13 protein-coding genes are annotated in these 14,360 nt (G+C 42.6%); 3 read left to right on the top strand and 10 right to left on the bottom strand.

Annotated elements, in window-relative coordinates:
* Nucleotides 1-325: 325 nt before the first annotated feature.
* From HWQ23_RS29745 to HWQ23_RS29715, 7 genes are all read right to left on the bottom strand, one after another.
* The gene (locus HWQ23_RS29745) at nucleotides 326-1,924 is read right to left on the bottom strand and encodes an Hsp70 family protein (protein ID WP_292836896.1); all 1,599 of its coding nucleotides are present in this window, start codon (nucleotides 1,922-1,924) and stop codon (nucleotides 326-328) included.
* A gap of 229 nt (nucleotides 1,925-2,153) precedes the next feature.
* Nucleotides 2,154-2,597: a type II toxin-antitoxin system PemK/MazF family toxin gene (locus HWQ23_RS29740; RefSeq protein ID WP_292836894.1), complete on the bottom strand. Its 444-nt coding sequence runs from the start codon at nucleotides 2,595-2,597 to the stop codon at nucleotides 2,154-2,156.
* Nucleotides 2,591-2,833 (bottom strand): AbrB/MazE/SpoVT family DNA-binding domain-containing protein, encoded by a 243-nt coding sequence (locus tag HWQ23_RS29735; RefSeq protein WP_292836892.1) that lies wholly within the window; start codon nucleotides 2,831-2,833, stop codon nucleotides 2,591-2,593. Before HWQ23_RS29735 ends, HWQ23_RS29740 begins: the two co-directional genes overlap by 7 nt.
* Nucleotides 2,834-3,653: 820 nt before the next feature.
* Nucleotides 3,654-3,893 (bottom strand): hypothetical protein, encoded by a 240-nt coding sequence (locus HWQ23_RS29730; protein WP_292836890.1) that lies wholly within the window; start codon nucleotides 3,891-3,893, stop codon nucleotides 3,654-3,656.
* A 379-nt stretch (nucleotides 3,894-4,272) separates the two neighbouring features.
* Complete coding sequence (locus HWQ23_RS29725; RefSeq protein WP_292836888.1) at nucleotides 4,273-5,256, bottom strand: polysaccharide deacetylase family protein; 984 nt, start codon at nucleotides 5,254-5,256, stop codon at nucleotides 4,273-4,275.
* 98 nt (nucleotides 5,257-5,354) lie between these two features.
* Nucleotides 5,355-6,239 (bottom strand): aspartoacylase, encoded by an 885-nt coding sequence (locus tag HWQ23_RS29720; RefSeq protein ID WP_292836886.1) that lies wholly within the window; start codon nucleotides 6,237-6,239, stop codon nucleotides 5,355-5,357.
* Between the two features lie 52 nt (nucleotides 6,240-6,291).
* Nucleotides 6,292-7,347, bottom strand: coding sequence for a glutathione S-transferase family protein (locus HWQ23_RS29715; protein WP_292836884.1), 1,056 nt, complete (start codon nucleotides 7,345-7,347; stop codon nucleotides 6,292-6,294).
* 618 nt (nucleotides 7,348-7,965) lie between these two features.
* Between HWQ23_RS29715 and HWQ23_RS29710 the strand changes: the two genes are divergently transcribed.
* The 3 genes from HWQ23_RS29710 to HWQ23_RS29700 all read left to right on the top strand — a co-directional run bounded on the left by HWQ23_RS29710 (nucleotide 7,966) and on the right by HWQ23_RS29700 (nucleotide 11,059).
* Nucleotides 7,966-9,450, top strand: coding sequence for a galactose oxidase-like domain-containing protein (locus tag HWQ23_RS29710; RefSeq protein ID WP_292836882.1), 1,485 nt, complete (start codon nucleotides 7,966-7,968; stop codon nucleotides 9,448-9,450).
* Nucleotides 9,451-9,632: 182 nt separating this feature from the next.
* Nucleotides 9,633-10,565 carry a hypothetical protein gene (locus HWQ23_RS29705; protein ID WP_292836880.1) on the top strand — a complete coding sequence of 311 codons (933 nt, stop codon included), beginning with the start codon at nucleotides 9,633-9,635 and terminating at the stop codon, nucleotides 10,563-10,565.
* 209 nt (nucleotides 10,566-10,774) lie between these two features.
* A complete protein-coding gene (locus HWQ23_RS29700; RefSeq protein WP_292836878.1) occupies nucleotides 10,775-11,059 on the top strand; it encodes a hypothetical protein in 285 nt (94 codons plus the stop codon).
* A gap of 28 nt (nucleotides 11,060-11,087) precedes the next feature.
* Here HWQ23_RS29700 and rbsK read toward each other — a convergent pair whose 3' ends face one another.
* The 3 genes from rbsK to HWQ23_RS29685 all read right to left on the bottom strand — a co-directional run bounded on the left by rbsK (nucleotide 11,088) and on the right by HWQ23_RS29685 (nucleotide 14,217).
* Complete coding sequence (gene rbsK / locus HWQ23_RS29695) at nucleotides 11,088-12,011, bottom strand: ribokinase (protein ID WP_292836876.1); 924 nt, start codon at nucleotides 12,009-12,011, stop codon at nucleotides 11,088-11,090.
* Between the two features lie 121 nt (nucleotides 12,012-12,132).
* Nucleotides 12,133-12,522 (bottom strand): hypothetical protein, encoded by a 390-nt coding sequence (locus HWQ23_RS29690; protein ID WP_292836874.1) that lies wholly within the window; start codon nucleotides 12,520-12,522, stop codon nucleotides 12,133-12,135.
* A gap of 12 nt (nucleotides 12,523-12,534) precedes the next feature.
* On the bottom strand, nucleotides 12,535-14,217 hold the full coding sequence (locus HWQ23_RS29685) for a SulP family inorganic anion transporter (RefSeq protein ID WP_292836872.1): 1,683 nt from the start codon (nucleotides 14,215-14,217) through the stop codon (nucleotides 12,535-12,537).
* Nucleotides 14,218-14,360: the final 143 nt, after the last annotated feature.

The raw sequence follows: 14,360 nt of genomic DNA, 5'->3' as shown, positions 1-14,360 counted from the left end.
GCTTGACTTGAGCAAACTTTCCAAGACGGATTAAAGAATTATTCTCGCGTTTAAATACGTTCGCAACTCTACCAGACGCTCTCGCGAAGAGACCTTTTTAAATAATGGAACGCAAGAATCTTCTCTTCTTAGGCAACGCCCAACAATTCCATTTTCCAAAATTTAAAATCTAAAATTCGGTCAACTAAGATTAAGTGGGAAAACACACACCCAAGCAGATATGATGATTGCTGCTACTGCTCAAATTCATCAATTGACCTTAGTAACGCGCAACATCCGGGATTTCGACGGTTGCGGTATCCCACTTTTAAATCCTCTTAGTAAATTAACTCAACTGTGCCACAAGTTGATTTTCTAAAAGTGTATCATTAGTTAACAAGTCCTCAACGGTGATTCGCAAAAAACGTTGCTCATCAACTTGAAAGAGAATTTTGATGCGATCGCTTCCAGGATATCCGGCTGGTGTCAGCTGGGCAATTGTCCTCGCGCCTTCTTGATCGTTGAGGGGTTTGACGCTGGTTTCACTACTGTCTAGACGACGAGTAATTAAGCGATCGCCATCAAAATAAACTTCGGTGTTACCTGTATCTGCTCCCAATTCTCCCATAATTAGTTCAATACTAGGCTGATTTTCCACAGAAGCGCCTAAGACTAATTCCACTGGCTGACTCATTGGATATGCCTGTCCAGCTTTAATTAAAGAATGCCATTTGTGACGCTGGTTGCGGCGATCCCAGTAGCGGATACCATAACTATGGTAAAGAAAGTCTTTAATTTGTATCCCTTGTGCTAACTGTAATGCACCTTGAGCGATCGCTTCAAAAGGACGTTCGCAACGGATTTTTTCTGGCTCAAAATACTGTTTGATCCATGTCTGCACTGCTGGTAATTGCACTGTCCCACCAACTAACAAAACTGCATTAATATCTGGAAGTTCTATCCCTTGGCGTCTTGCTTGCTGCAACAGTGTCGTCATCGACTCATCCAGTAACTCAAAAAATGCGTGTTCTTTGAGGATATTTTCAAAAGTGTCGCGGTTTAGTTCCAGTTCATAACTTTCTAATGTCTCATCATCAAAATAAACTTCACTAGCTTGGTTTTGAGTTGATAGCTGAATTTTTACCCGTTCTGCCAATCGTGTTGTCAAGGGACTTACCGCCAACTCTTGAGTTTTGGCAAAGTAATCTACTAACCAATTATCAATATCAGTACCGCCCAAATTTTGCCCAGCTTTCGCCAGGACACGGGCAGTTTTGACTTTTTGTTTTGAATCTTCAGCCAAGGACTTATTACCCCACTTGAGGATAAATCCCAAGGGCTTTGTGCTTGCTTGCACCCCTTGATCCAACCGCACAAGGGACAAATCCAAAGTACCACCACCAAAGTCAATCACCAAGAGAATTTCTTGATCTGCCAAGCCATAACCCAAAGCGGCGGCTGTGGGTTCATCCAGCATCCGCACCTGTTCGACGGGAAGGGCTTGACAAACTTTCCCCAACCAGTGACGATAGGCTTCAAAACTGTCTACGGGTACCGTTAACACTAGAGAATCTAAGCCACCTTGCAGAGGTGCTAGTTCCTCAATCACTTTGGTGAGAAACCATTGCCCGACTTGTTCAAAGGTGACAAGTTGCCCATCTAATTCGGGTAAGAAACCTTGGATATCTGCACCGATACCGCGCTTAAAGCTGCGGAAAAACCGCGTTTCGCCTTTGAGGTCAAGACCGCGATCGCGTACTTGTTGCCCGACTAAGACTTTATTTTGGGTTGCGTCTTCAACATAAACCAAGCTGGGAATCAGTGGCGGATTGAGACTTTGTTTAATTGATAAGCCTGGTAGATTCAGGGTTTCTGGCTGTTGGGTTACGGGGTTCCAACGAGCAATGACTGTGTTGCTAGTACCAAAATCGATTGCGATCGCCATATTTTATATTTATTCTCTCGCACGAAGATGCCAAAGCTGCTTTATCTGTGATTATTCTCTATAACCCACCAAGAATGCAAATGCGCCCATACGCTTGCTTCTTTGCATCCCAACCCAGATATCGATTCAGTCCGTTGCAGCGAAGTGTTAGCACAGTTAGACAATTGGCTTGTCAGAAAGCATGGAAATCATTGGTTATAAATGTATAAAAGGAGCAATAAAATTAGTTTTATAAAATTAATGTTTCGAGCTTTGCCTGTACTTCTTCTATTATATCTTGTGAAACACTTTCAACAAATTTTACCTTTCTAGCTTTCCAATCGAGTGTTTTAATTTGGTCGGCTAACACAACTCCTTTTGTTTGCGTTCCCTCAACAAGTGGAACTTCAAAACTAAGCCCTTTTGCCTTGCTGGTTATAGGACACGCTAAAACTAAAGAAGCCATTCGATTGTATTGAATTGGAGATATAACAAGAACAGGGCGGTAGCCCATTTGCTCCCGCCCTTGCTGTTGTAGTTCATTGTTCATTGTCCTAGCAATGTCATCAAATGACATTCCTGAGTTATAAAGGGCAAATGCACGCTGAATTGAATCAACCGTAAACTGCTGTTTTGATCCAAATTCTAATTTGATAATATCTCCTCTTTTGGGAAAGTATTGATTAACTACCAATGCTCATTCCCCACAGCATTTCCAGTTTCAAATTCTGGATGAAATTTCTCAGGAGTCATACCTTCAAGCAATTCATCAAGCGTATACTTTTTTCTTTTTCGTGGTGTAACAATAATACTGTTACCTTCTACAGTAATATCCATACCTGTCCCTTCAGTTATATGTGCTTGTTCAGCTACCGCTCTTGGAATCCGAATAGCTAAACTATTTCCCCATTTAGCAACAACTGCGGTCATAGCTATCTCCAAATATTTTGTTAGTGATCTACACGCCCGAACTTGAGATTTTCGGAGTGAAACACTTTGAAAAATTCCTCTGACGTATATACTTTGAAGATACATATTTTCTGAGCGGGTGTCAACACCCCCTTGCAAGCCAATCGTTGATGGCAACGTGCAGCGCTAAACGAAAGCGGTAACTTCCGACTTCAACTTACAACCTGACCTGCTAGCTGGTGGAAGTCAGGAGTTAGCAGTTGGCCAATTGCTTACGCATTTAGGGCGACAACTCCATTAAGGGTTAAGGCTCAATCGGGAGAGTTAGCTGTAGCGCTGTGACTGCGTTGCAAAATGTCAATAAAACAACGTAAGTGACCAAAAAGCTGATTATTTCGTTCACCAATCCAGGCGATTAACCCAGACTTATGACTCCCGGTTCGCCCATTTTAAATTGAGTTAGAAAAAAGCTGAACGATTTAATAGGGGTTCCAGTTTGTCATACAGATGTACTATAACGCCGACTTTGCGCGTAGTTTGCCGCCGTAGGCATCGCATAAAAATAGAGTTTTTAGAGCAGGGTGGTAGTTCAAGGTAAATTTAGGGGAATGCTTAAAACCATTACTAAACCTAGATTTTCTGTTTTTCGGCAATTTCTCGAACTCCAAAAAAAATCAGCGAACCGGGAGGTATCAGATGGCTATTGGGGGAAGGTTCAGCCGTCTCTGCTGTAAAAGGGGAGGTAAGACCTCATGCTGGGCGAAAGTCTAAGTAGAGGCACTGGCTAATTACTACAGAAACCTAATCTAACCCGGAACTCCGGGTTAGTGGTAGTTCACGCTCAATCTTCATGCCGTAACTGCCATACTGCACCGAAAGCGGCCCCAGCCCCAGCTAACAATCCGGTACTCATCCCTTGGATAGTTTTTTGAATTGGATCTTGGGTTAGACACTCACTTGTAACCTTACTGTCTTCCAAACAGAGACTACTTTCTGCCCAACTGGCAGTACCTCCTAAAATTACACCAGTTATACTACAGCAAATAACTAGCAGCAAAAGACGTTTATTTTTTCTAACCATAGATAGATGTTTCAAAGATTGAATATAGTAAATGACTCTCACTTAATATACACATTCTTGCTAGCAAATGTCAGCTGGTTTCAAAAGAACTGGCTCCCCTGAAAAGGCCCCGATTTTTACAGACAAAAATTTTATTGCATAAAGATAGGAGCAGTAGACTGTGATATCTTTCCTAGAATCCAACTAAATTCATAGCTAAAATTAATGTCAAACTTTGATTTGAGCAAGTTAAAAAATCTTTTTGGTATCAACAGTTAAAAGATAATAAGCATCTTATCAAGAAAGAATTCAGGAGTCAGGTTTGCGTAAGTCCTGATTTGTTTACATACATTTAAATTTTCTTGCCGGCTTACTTAAATCGCATAGATCATACATATTTTTACCTCTTTTGAGGCACTAATACAGGCAGTTGACGGGTATCGGCTACGAATTTGGCGTGTTGTCCAACAGTCAAAACATTGAACTGACTAGATATAAGTTCTAAACTTTTGTTCACTATTGCTAGCTTTTTGTAGGTGGGGACACTCATACCAGGGAAGAATGATAGTTCTGGCACATCTTCTTGACTTAAAAAGTCTGTAGGATGGAGTAGCAAAGAAGGCTGGACGCGTGTAAGTTTACACAGCCACAGGGCAATTCGCAGGTAGAGTAATGCCACTTCCGAAGAAAATGTACTCAGATACATTATGTAACTGAAGTGAATTGGCACCTTGAAAATTGGCATGGTGGTAACGGGAATCTCAATCAGTTTATCCTTACCCATGTGCCACTGGTAAGGTTTTAGAGGCTGCAAACCGTCTTTGAAACCGCCAAACAGGGCTTCCCGTTTCTTGCGTTCTTCCTTGCTCAGTTTACAGGTCATCAAGTAGTATGCTCGTGCTATGGGCCCCAAAAATGTGGGAAAAGTCGAAGCATCATATTTGTATCCCCGTCGTGCTAAAACTTTCAATACCGCAGGCGAAAAACTGTATCCAGGCCCCCGGAAGCCGATAGGATGTTGATGAGTAACGCGCTTGATATGTTCTTCGGCCAAGACCACCTCTTGTTCAATCTCATCCTCTGAATACAGATGTAGCCAAGGATCATGGTAAAATGAGTGATTGCCAATTTCGTGACCAGCGCTAGCGATCGCTTGTAATACCTTGGTGTTCTTTTCCAGCGCTGCATCCTGACCGACAATAAACACTGTGATTGTCAAATCCCATTGCTGGAGAATATCTAAGAAACGAGGTACTGCGATATCCAAGTAAGAAGGAAAAGTCTCCCAACCCGGAACACCCTGATTTTTTAGATAAGACCAAATATTATCCAAATCTAAAGAAAGACTGGCTATTGGTTTGTTTAGTGGTCGTTTAGTTGCCATTATTAGTTTAATATTAAGACAATTTTAAGCGTAAATTCTACTGTTAGGTTTGGGCTTTATCGGTCAAGTTTCGGACTTCGGTTCAGGGCTTCTAAGCACTAAATATTGATTTGCTGTCTCTGAGTCAAACACATTGCAATTCCCTTTTCGTAGTAAGCTGCCTCATTAATAAAAATCGGCCAAACGGTAGATGTTCCCTCATAAACAATTGTTTGATCATCAAAAGTTAGAAAAATTGGATCTCCTGGATTCAAGGCTTGATAATCCTTGTCCTGAAGCTCTGGATGAATCATTCCAAAGATTGTCCCATCCTGTTTTTTTGGATAGTCCACATTAGATAAATGGTGATAGACAATCAACGTTTCTTTAGTTGATGGAATTTCACCCTGATTAAATTGTTCCAGATAGTCCAGAACCGTGTGAACAAGTTCTTGTGTTTGTTGGAACAGCCTCGCTTTTAATACACCTTGGGCAATGGGGCCAACCTCGATCGCAAAGCCTAATTCGCACAGAGAATTTACAAATGGGTTTTCTTCAACTGATTTAAAAGAGCAGCGATAAACCCTGACCAAAGGATTAATTTGGCTCAGATAAGCAGCTAATTTCAAGTTTAAGGGATGATTGTTTACCAAAATAATTGTCAGACCCATATTAGCTGTAGTGCTGTGCAAGTCTAAGATGAAATCTGCTTGTTTATCCCCATTTGATCCTAGTATGTCCTGAATTGATTTAGCTTGCAATTGTTCGTAACTGTTCAGAGTCCGATCTTCTAAATCTTGCTTGAGAAAACAGCGATTTAAATCCTTTTCTACATATCGCCTCCCCACCGCAAAAGCGTTAGGATTTGCTAACAGAGTGACTGTCTCAAAATTTGGTCTAGTAATTAGATGGGGAAACTGGGCAAATTTTTTGATCAGGTAAGCCCCGGTAAATTCATTGCCATGAGTTCCACCAACAATTGCAACTCGATTAATCTGGTTCACGATTACAGCAACTGCCGAATGCAGCCATCGAGGTATCAGTTCTCAATGTACCTTATGAAGCATTGACTTTGCCGATGCGATCGCGGCCATGTGGTTGATCAAGATAAGATATATCAGGCCCATCAGGAATGATCCCGCCCGGATTGAGTGGGAATAGGTTCCCGTAGTAATCCCGCTTCACACTCTCGACATCGCAGGTGTCAGCAACACCTGGAAGCTGATATAGATCACGTAGATAACCTCCTAGATTCTGATAGTCTTGAATTCGCCGCCTATTGCACTTAAACAACCCGTAGTAGGCACTATCAAAACGAAATAACGTCGTGAATAAACGGACATCTGCGAGTGTGAGATTGTCTCCACACAGATATCGATTAGTCTGCAATGCAATCTCAATCTCATCGAGAGTTGCGAACAGTTCATTACAGGCTTGATTGTATGCTTCTTGAGTTTGGGCAAAGCCGCAGCGATATACACCGTTATTTACGGCGTGATAAATCTTCTCATTCCACCAGTCAATTTTATCTTTGAGTTCTTCTGGGTAGAGATCGAGTGTGGGATTGTTGGCGAACTCGTTAAACTCAGAGTTCAGCATCACAATAATCTCTGAACTCTCATTATTGACGATAGTTTTTGTTTGGTTATCCCATAGTACTGGCACTGTAGAGCGTCCACTGTAACCAGGTTCTGCCAACTGATAAAATTCAGCTAGTGTGCTGCAACCCTGTTCTTCTTGGTTAAATATCCAACCGCCTTCAATCGGAGAAGGAGAAACGATACACACTGATATTACCGCTTCGAGTTTTTTGAGCGATCGCACAACCAAGGTTCGGTGTGCCCAAGGACAGCCCAGCCCAACATAGAGTTTGTAGCGCCCCTCTGCTGGTGGGTACAGATTCCCTGACTCTGTGCCAATGAACTTCCGAAACTGGCTATTAGGACGAATATACGCTCCCGACTGATTGCTAGGAGCAAGCTTTGACATCATGATCTGCCACATAGTCGTCCAGACATACTTTCCCAGCCAGATGATCAGCTTGGGAGGGAGTGTCCTGCCCTTTTTCTTTGGGAGATTTTTCTCGTCATCCATTGGAGTTAAGTTGCTCATGGCGACAATCTTGCTTTCACAAGGATTGACTTTACCACTGTTTCTCCAGAGTAGGTTTTCATGCTTACAAGCCACTCTGAGTTTTACTACTTTACTTTACTATGCTTTGGTTGTATTTTTTATCATGCTCATTATAAAAAATCTCTCAGCTTTAAGCTAATCGTCATGCAAATTGCATCTTTGTGTATATGTACCCTTTATTACATCACCCAAACAGTGCTCAACCATTTAAGTAATAATGTTTCAAACCTAATCACAAATCCCGGTCAGAAACACAATTTTTAAGCCAGCGATCCCCAATAGCAAGCTGCTTTCAAAGTTATTTATCAGCAAAGGAAACTGACCCTCAAACTTCTCTTTGCGTCTACGCATCATATTAAAAAGCATCGTTCATTGTTACCCAAAAAGAATCAGTAAAAGGCGTAATTAGATACTCAGTAGCATGGTAATTGACAGGGTAATTACCGTTTAAAAACTGGATTTTATATTACCTTGTTATAAAACACATCACATCTTAACACTAAGTAAGCCAAAAAAAGTATAGATATAATTCTAGAAAGAAATTACTGAAAGAAAAAACAAAAAGATAAAAATTACGTAGGAATAGTTGTAAATAAAGTGACTCAACCTAATAACAAGACTAACCTTCTAGAGGAAACCGATTTAGGGACTTTTATCGCTCAGGGTGTTACTACAGACAAATGGCAAGTATTGTCGTACAGTGCTCCAATCCTACCTGTACATGCCGCCCTACTTCGTACTGGTAAGGTATTCTTTTTCTGTGGTTCAGGTAATGATCCCAGTCGGTTAAATACTCCCTATGACAGTGTGGTCTGGGATGTAAATAAGGGAACCTTTTCCCGTCAAGCGCCTCCATTGGATAGTAATAATCAACCTATTGACCTTTTTTGCGGCGGTCATTCCTTCACCCCTGATGGTATGTTAATGGTTGCGGGTGGAACTCTGCGCTACGACCCATTTTATGGATCACCCTCTGTTGTGATGTTTGATCCCATTACCGAGAAATGGGTCAACAAGCCATCAATGAATAATGGCCGCTGGTATCCTACTTTGTTAACACTAGGCAGCGGTCGGATCTTTGCACTGTCTGGATTGGATAAAGATGGCAATCTCAACAAACAACCAGAAATTTATTCTCCTACATTTGCAAATGGTTGGAATGCTTTTCCAAAAACTAGTGGCTTACCGTCATACGCAAATCTGTTTCTACTAAGTAGTGGAAACATCTTTTATTCAGGTGCTCAGATGAGTAGCAGTGGAGTCACGCCAAGGATATTAACCCTGTCAGGGACATTTACACAATCCATTGCAGAAAAAGTGGTGCCAGGGCTGCAAGACCCAGCTTTCGGTGATCAAGCTACCAGTGTGCTTTTACCACCTGCACAAGACCAAAGGGTGATGATTATCGGTGGGGGTAATGGTAATAAGGCAACAAACAGGGTGAATATTGTAAATCTAAAAGCTACTAACCCAACTTACGTAGGAGCAAGGTTTCTAAAATCTCCTCGGATGCATGTCAGCGCAGTTTTGTTGCCCGATCGCACAGTGTTTGTTTGCAATGGCAGCAAAATGAATGAGGACACAACAAAATCAATGCTGCCAGCAGAAATTTACAATCCAGCCACAAATATCTGGACAGCAGTAGCTAAACAAAATATCCCCCGCGTATATCACTCGGTGGCCTTACTCCTGCCAGATGGTAGAGTAGCCACAGCTGGGGGCAACCCTAAACGGCGGGTGAATGAACTGCGATTAGAAATCTACAGTCCTGCGTATATGTCGCGGTCACGACCAGTCATTAATAGCGCTCCTAAAGCATTGAGCTACGGGCTGCAATTTACGATTCAGACACCCCAGGCTAGGAATATTAAATGGGTTAGTCTGATTAGACCAATGGCAACCACCCATTCCTGCGATACAGAACAAAGGTTAGTGGATGTACCGATTAATTTTAGGGGCGCTACTTCTCTCAATGTCACGCTAACAAACAATCGAAACATCGCACCACCAGGTTGGTACATGCTTTTTATTACTGACAACAATGGCACACCCTCAGTAGCAACCTGGACGCAATTATCTTAGCCTTACGAATTTCCAACAAATAAATTACTACTACTTGTAGGGTTGTCCGAAAACCCCGCCTTTGGCTAAGGGCGCTCATGTCGCTCACCCCACAATCAGTAGCTAAGTATTTTTTATTTGTCAGTCCCTAACGCCTTTACGTTCAATACACCGCACTTTACCTAAATTCTAAGAGTGGAAATATGAGTTACAAGCTATCACGTCGAAAATTTGGCCAGCTGGCACTTGCTGGAACTGTAGTATCTGGGCTTAGTTGTCTAACCAACAAAGCCTTGGCACAAACACCAAGTTTAAAAATTATCGGTATAAGTTCTGGCTCTATGATCGGCACTGATCAAACGGCTATTCCAGAGGTAAACACCACTGAATTAGAGAGCACTACCCCAAACAACGTACCCACAGATATTAAGCCTAGAGGACTTATCTTGCAATCCTTAATTACAGGAAAGGCTCAGATGCTTGCGAATAAAAGTGTACCTTTAGTAGAGTCTAACGAGACATTGAGTGGCTTCACTTGTTTAAGCGATGGCACACTTGTCGTAGCCATTACTCCTGTTAGCACTAGTAGGAAAGAGGCAATACCTACTCGCATTACATTTTTGAGTTCACCTGTAAAAACTTTGATAGTCTCAGGACTTAAACAGAATCAACAGCTTGGGAGCTTGCTAGGCACTAATGATGGGCGACTCATCGGTTTAGTAGGTAAGAAAAACGGTACACCGCCGATCAGATTGGTAGATATTAACGTTGAAACAGGAGAGATCAGTTTCATTAGTAAGGTTAAATTCCCGGAGGATGAGCGGATCAGCAATCTAGCTGAGTGCCCAGATGGAAAACTCTATACGTCCTTAGTTGAATCAGATGGTGATACAATTCTGGTGCAGCTAGATTCAAATCAAAAAGACCCGATCAGACTGGGACAATTGAAAGTTAATGGTCAAGCATGGAATAATGGCTTACAAAGCTTAATTTGCTCTGGAACAGGTCAACTGCTTGCTTTTGGAGCGATGAGGTATCAAACACCTAATACTGTGTATAGTGTAGATAAGAACAGTGGAAACATGACTCCGCTAGAAGACTTTGACGCTACTCAGATTACTCTTGCTCGTGGTTAGAAGAGACTGAGCCGATATCTAACAAAAAAGTGCCAAGCCCTCATATTGCCTTGAGGGCTTTTTATTGGCATTGATTGGTAAGCTGAAAAACATCTAAATTGCATAACCTAATTAAACCTAACTCTTGTGGGGTGGGCCGGAAAGCCCGCCCTAATGGGAGCAAGTTAAATGTGGAACAGCTTACACCTTATTACTAAGTTAAGAATATTTTGAGTATTTTAATTAATTCAAAAAAGGTGCTTTATTCTAAACTCTCACAGATGCTAAGTACAGTTTTGCGTAAAAGCGTGGCGTTTTTAATGCAAGCCGACGTATTAACAATGCAAGCTAACGCATTAACAATGCAAGCTGATGCATTAACAATGCAAGCTGACGCATTAACAATGCAAGCCGATGCATTAACAATGCAAGCTGACGCATTAACAATGCAAGCTGACGCATTAACAATGCAAGCCAACGCATTAACAATGCAAGCTGACGCATTAAGATTGTAGGATATTGCCAAATTTAATTTGCTACGAATTAATGGAATGCTGTACTAAGAAAGGCATCAAATGTAAACCTATCCGGTAGCGAAGTTTGTGCGCCTGGTTTTGTTGTCGCCAAAGCACCGGCGGCTGCACCCCAAACAACTGCCTGATGTAAAGAAAGTCCTTCAAAAAGTGCCGCCGTTAAGCCGCCATTAAAAGCATCACCAGCAGCTACTGTGTCAACCGCATGAACTGGAAACGCCGGTATAAAAAATTTTTCCTCAGCAGTGGCACAAAAAACACCTTTAGCACCCAGTTTGACGATCGCACATTTCACACCCCGTTGCAATAAAACTTCAGCTGCCTTTGCTGCAAGTTCTTCTCCATCCACAGGAAAACCCACTAACTGCGCGGCTTCAACTTCATTCGGGGTGATAATATCCACTAACGGGTAAAGTTCATCTGGGAAATCAGACTGTGCGGGTGCAGGGTCGAGAATTACGGTTATTTTGGTTTTTCTGGCGGCTTTAGCAGCTGCAACCACGGCAGTAATCGGAATTTCTAATTGTAAAAGCAGTGCTGTCGCTGATGGTAATAAATGGGACAATCTCTCGACATCTTCTTGATTGACACACCCATTTGCACCAGGAATTACAATAATTTGATTTTCACCAGCATGATTGACAGCGATGATAGCGATTCCAGAACTAACAGTCTTATCCACGAAAATATTGTCAATCTGTACACCAGATGCTTGCAAATTGTTGACAAGTTCTACACCAAAACCGTCTGCACCTACACGCCCCACCATTTGAGTAGAAATTCCCAATCTTGCTAATGCTACGGCTTGATTAGCTCCTTTACCTCCCGAAACTTGAAAAAAGTCTTCTCCTAGCAATGTTTCTCCGGCAACTGGCAATCGGGGGGCTGTTGCTACTAAATCTATATTGATGCTGCCGAAGACGATAATGCCCATGATAGTTATTGTTGTTGATCTTAAAGTGATTCAGCCTAATATTACAGGATGCGATCGCAATGGTTGAAACAACCAAATATCACGCGATGTGCGACTTATATCATGTCGGCTTGATTACTTATTAAACCCGAAGAACCCCACCCCGCCAAAGCTGCGCGTTGTCTCCCCTCCCCGCCTGCGGGGAGGGGATTAAGGGAAACCCGCTTCCATTCCCCTCCGCTATAACGCTACCGTGTATACACAAGTGCTTTATAGAGTTGCTAAGTAACGTAGAGTGTGCATTGGCATAACCAGTCGATGCATTGGCATAACCAGTCGATGCATTGGCATAACCAGCCGATGCATTGGCATAACCAGTCGATGCATTGGCATAACCAGTCGATGCATTGGCATAACCAGCCGATGCATTGGCATAACCAGTCGATGCATTGGCATAACCAGTCGATGCAATGGCATTACCAGTCGATGCAAGTTTAATCTGGCGGAACAAACTCAACAAAGCTGCCTTCATCGCAAAATATTGTCAGTCATTTAATTCCATCAATTCTTTCGTTTTCAAATCAGCCGCTATCGGTAGAGAACATCCTGCAATCTCAGGAGAGATAGAGCAAATCGCATCTGTGGTTGTTTCAAAACAATTTGATAACCCAATTGTTTTTAACAATCCTGAACGTTCTAGTAGTTGTTTGACTTCGGGTTGTAAACCTGTGAGAATTAAGCGGCAATTGTGCCGTTCCATGTCATGATAAATATCCTCTAAGGCAACTAATCCAGTTGTGTCCATATTTGGCACAAACCGCAATCGCAGAATTAAATACTTCACTTCCGGTTCATCGCGGAGAAAGGTAGCAAACCGTTCAGCAGCACCAAAAAATACGGGGCCATCTACCCGATAAACGGCAATTTCCTTACCTAATTCCAGAGGAGTACCAGGGGGAAATACTTCGGTTTCAGGTATTTTGACTAGGCTTAAATCGCTCATCCGTTTAATAAATAAGGCTCCGGCTGCAATCAATCCCACTTCGACAGCCAGAACTAAGTCAAACAAGATTGTCACTAGCCAGGTGAGAATCATCACCGCAAAGTCGGAGTAGGTAGCACGCATCAATAAACCAATGCCATCCCACTCAATCATCCGCAAGCTAACCACCATCAAAATGCCAGCAAGTGCTGCTAGAGGAATCTGGGCTGCTAGAGGTGCTAAAGTTAAAACAATAATCGCTAAGGCAACGCCGTGAATTACCCCAGATAGTCGGGTTTTGCCGCCAGAACGGACATTCACAGCAGTCCGAGCGATCGCACCTGTTGCGGGTATGCCACCAAAAAATGGCACAATCATATTTGCTAATCCTTGACCAATTAATTCGCGATCGCTATTGTGTTTTTCGCTTACCGTCATCCCATCAGCCACCACCGCCGATAGCAACGATTCAATACTTCCCAGTGCTGCTAAAGCCAAAGCCGGATTAATCAGTTCCCGAATCACGCTAAAATCATTCCAGTGGGGAATACCTTGGGGCATCGGTAAGGATTGCGGAATGCTGCCAATTGTCGGTACATGCAGATGGAAATAAGAAGCGATCGCTGTTGCCAACACCAAGCCCATTAAAGAACCCGGTATTGTAGAATTAATTTTGGGCCACATAACCGTGGTTACAATCACCACTATTGCCAACCCAACAGCAGCCCAGTTTAAAGCTTCTACATGAGTTAGACTTTGCCAAAGTCCCGGCGCAAAATGTTCACTGCGCGGTAGTTGTAAACCAAAGAAATTATTTAATTGACCACAAAATATAATCACGGCAATACCATTAGTAAAGCCTGCCGTGACTGGATAGGGAATAAACTTCACTAGCTGTCCAAGTTTGGCAACCCCCAAAGCAATCTGGATAATCCCAGCCATCACTCCAGCAATCCAAACTTTCTCTATGCCGTACTTGGCGACAATTCCCACCAAAACCACAGCCATTGCACCTGTTGGCCCTGTAATCTGTACTGACGAACCACCAAAGATTGCCGCGACAATTCCCGCTACAATCGCGGTGTAAAGTCCAGCTTTTGGTTCTACTCCACTTGCCACCGCAAAGGCTAAAGCTAAAGGCAAGGCTACTACTGCTGCTGTCAGCCCTCCCGTCAAATCGCCACGCAGTCCACTAAACAAGCGACTCAGACGTTGTGGTTCTTCGAGGATATCTGAAATTGCCATATTTGGTTTCAACTCTCATACATAATTTGCTGATACATAGATAGATGTCATCTGATATCCGGGCAATTAAGCATAATACCCGGAACCCCAAACAGCCTGCGGGAAAAAACCCTTTCATTATAGACATCTCGGAAAAAAGTCAA

Origin of the sequence: Nostoc sp. JL33, from assembly GCF_017114985.1 — a bacterium.
Taxonomy (GTDB): Bacteria; Cyanobacteriota; Cyanobacteriia; order Cyanobacteriales; family Nostocaceae; genus Nostoc.
This window is presented reverse-complemented; position numbering and strand designations above follow the sequence as displayed.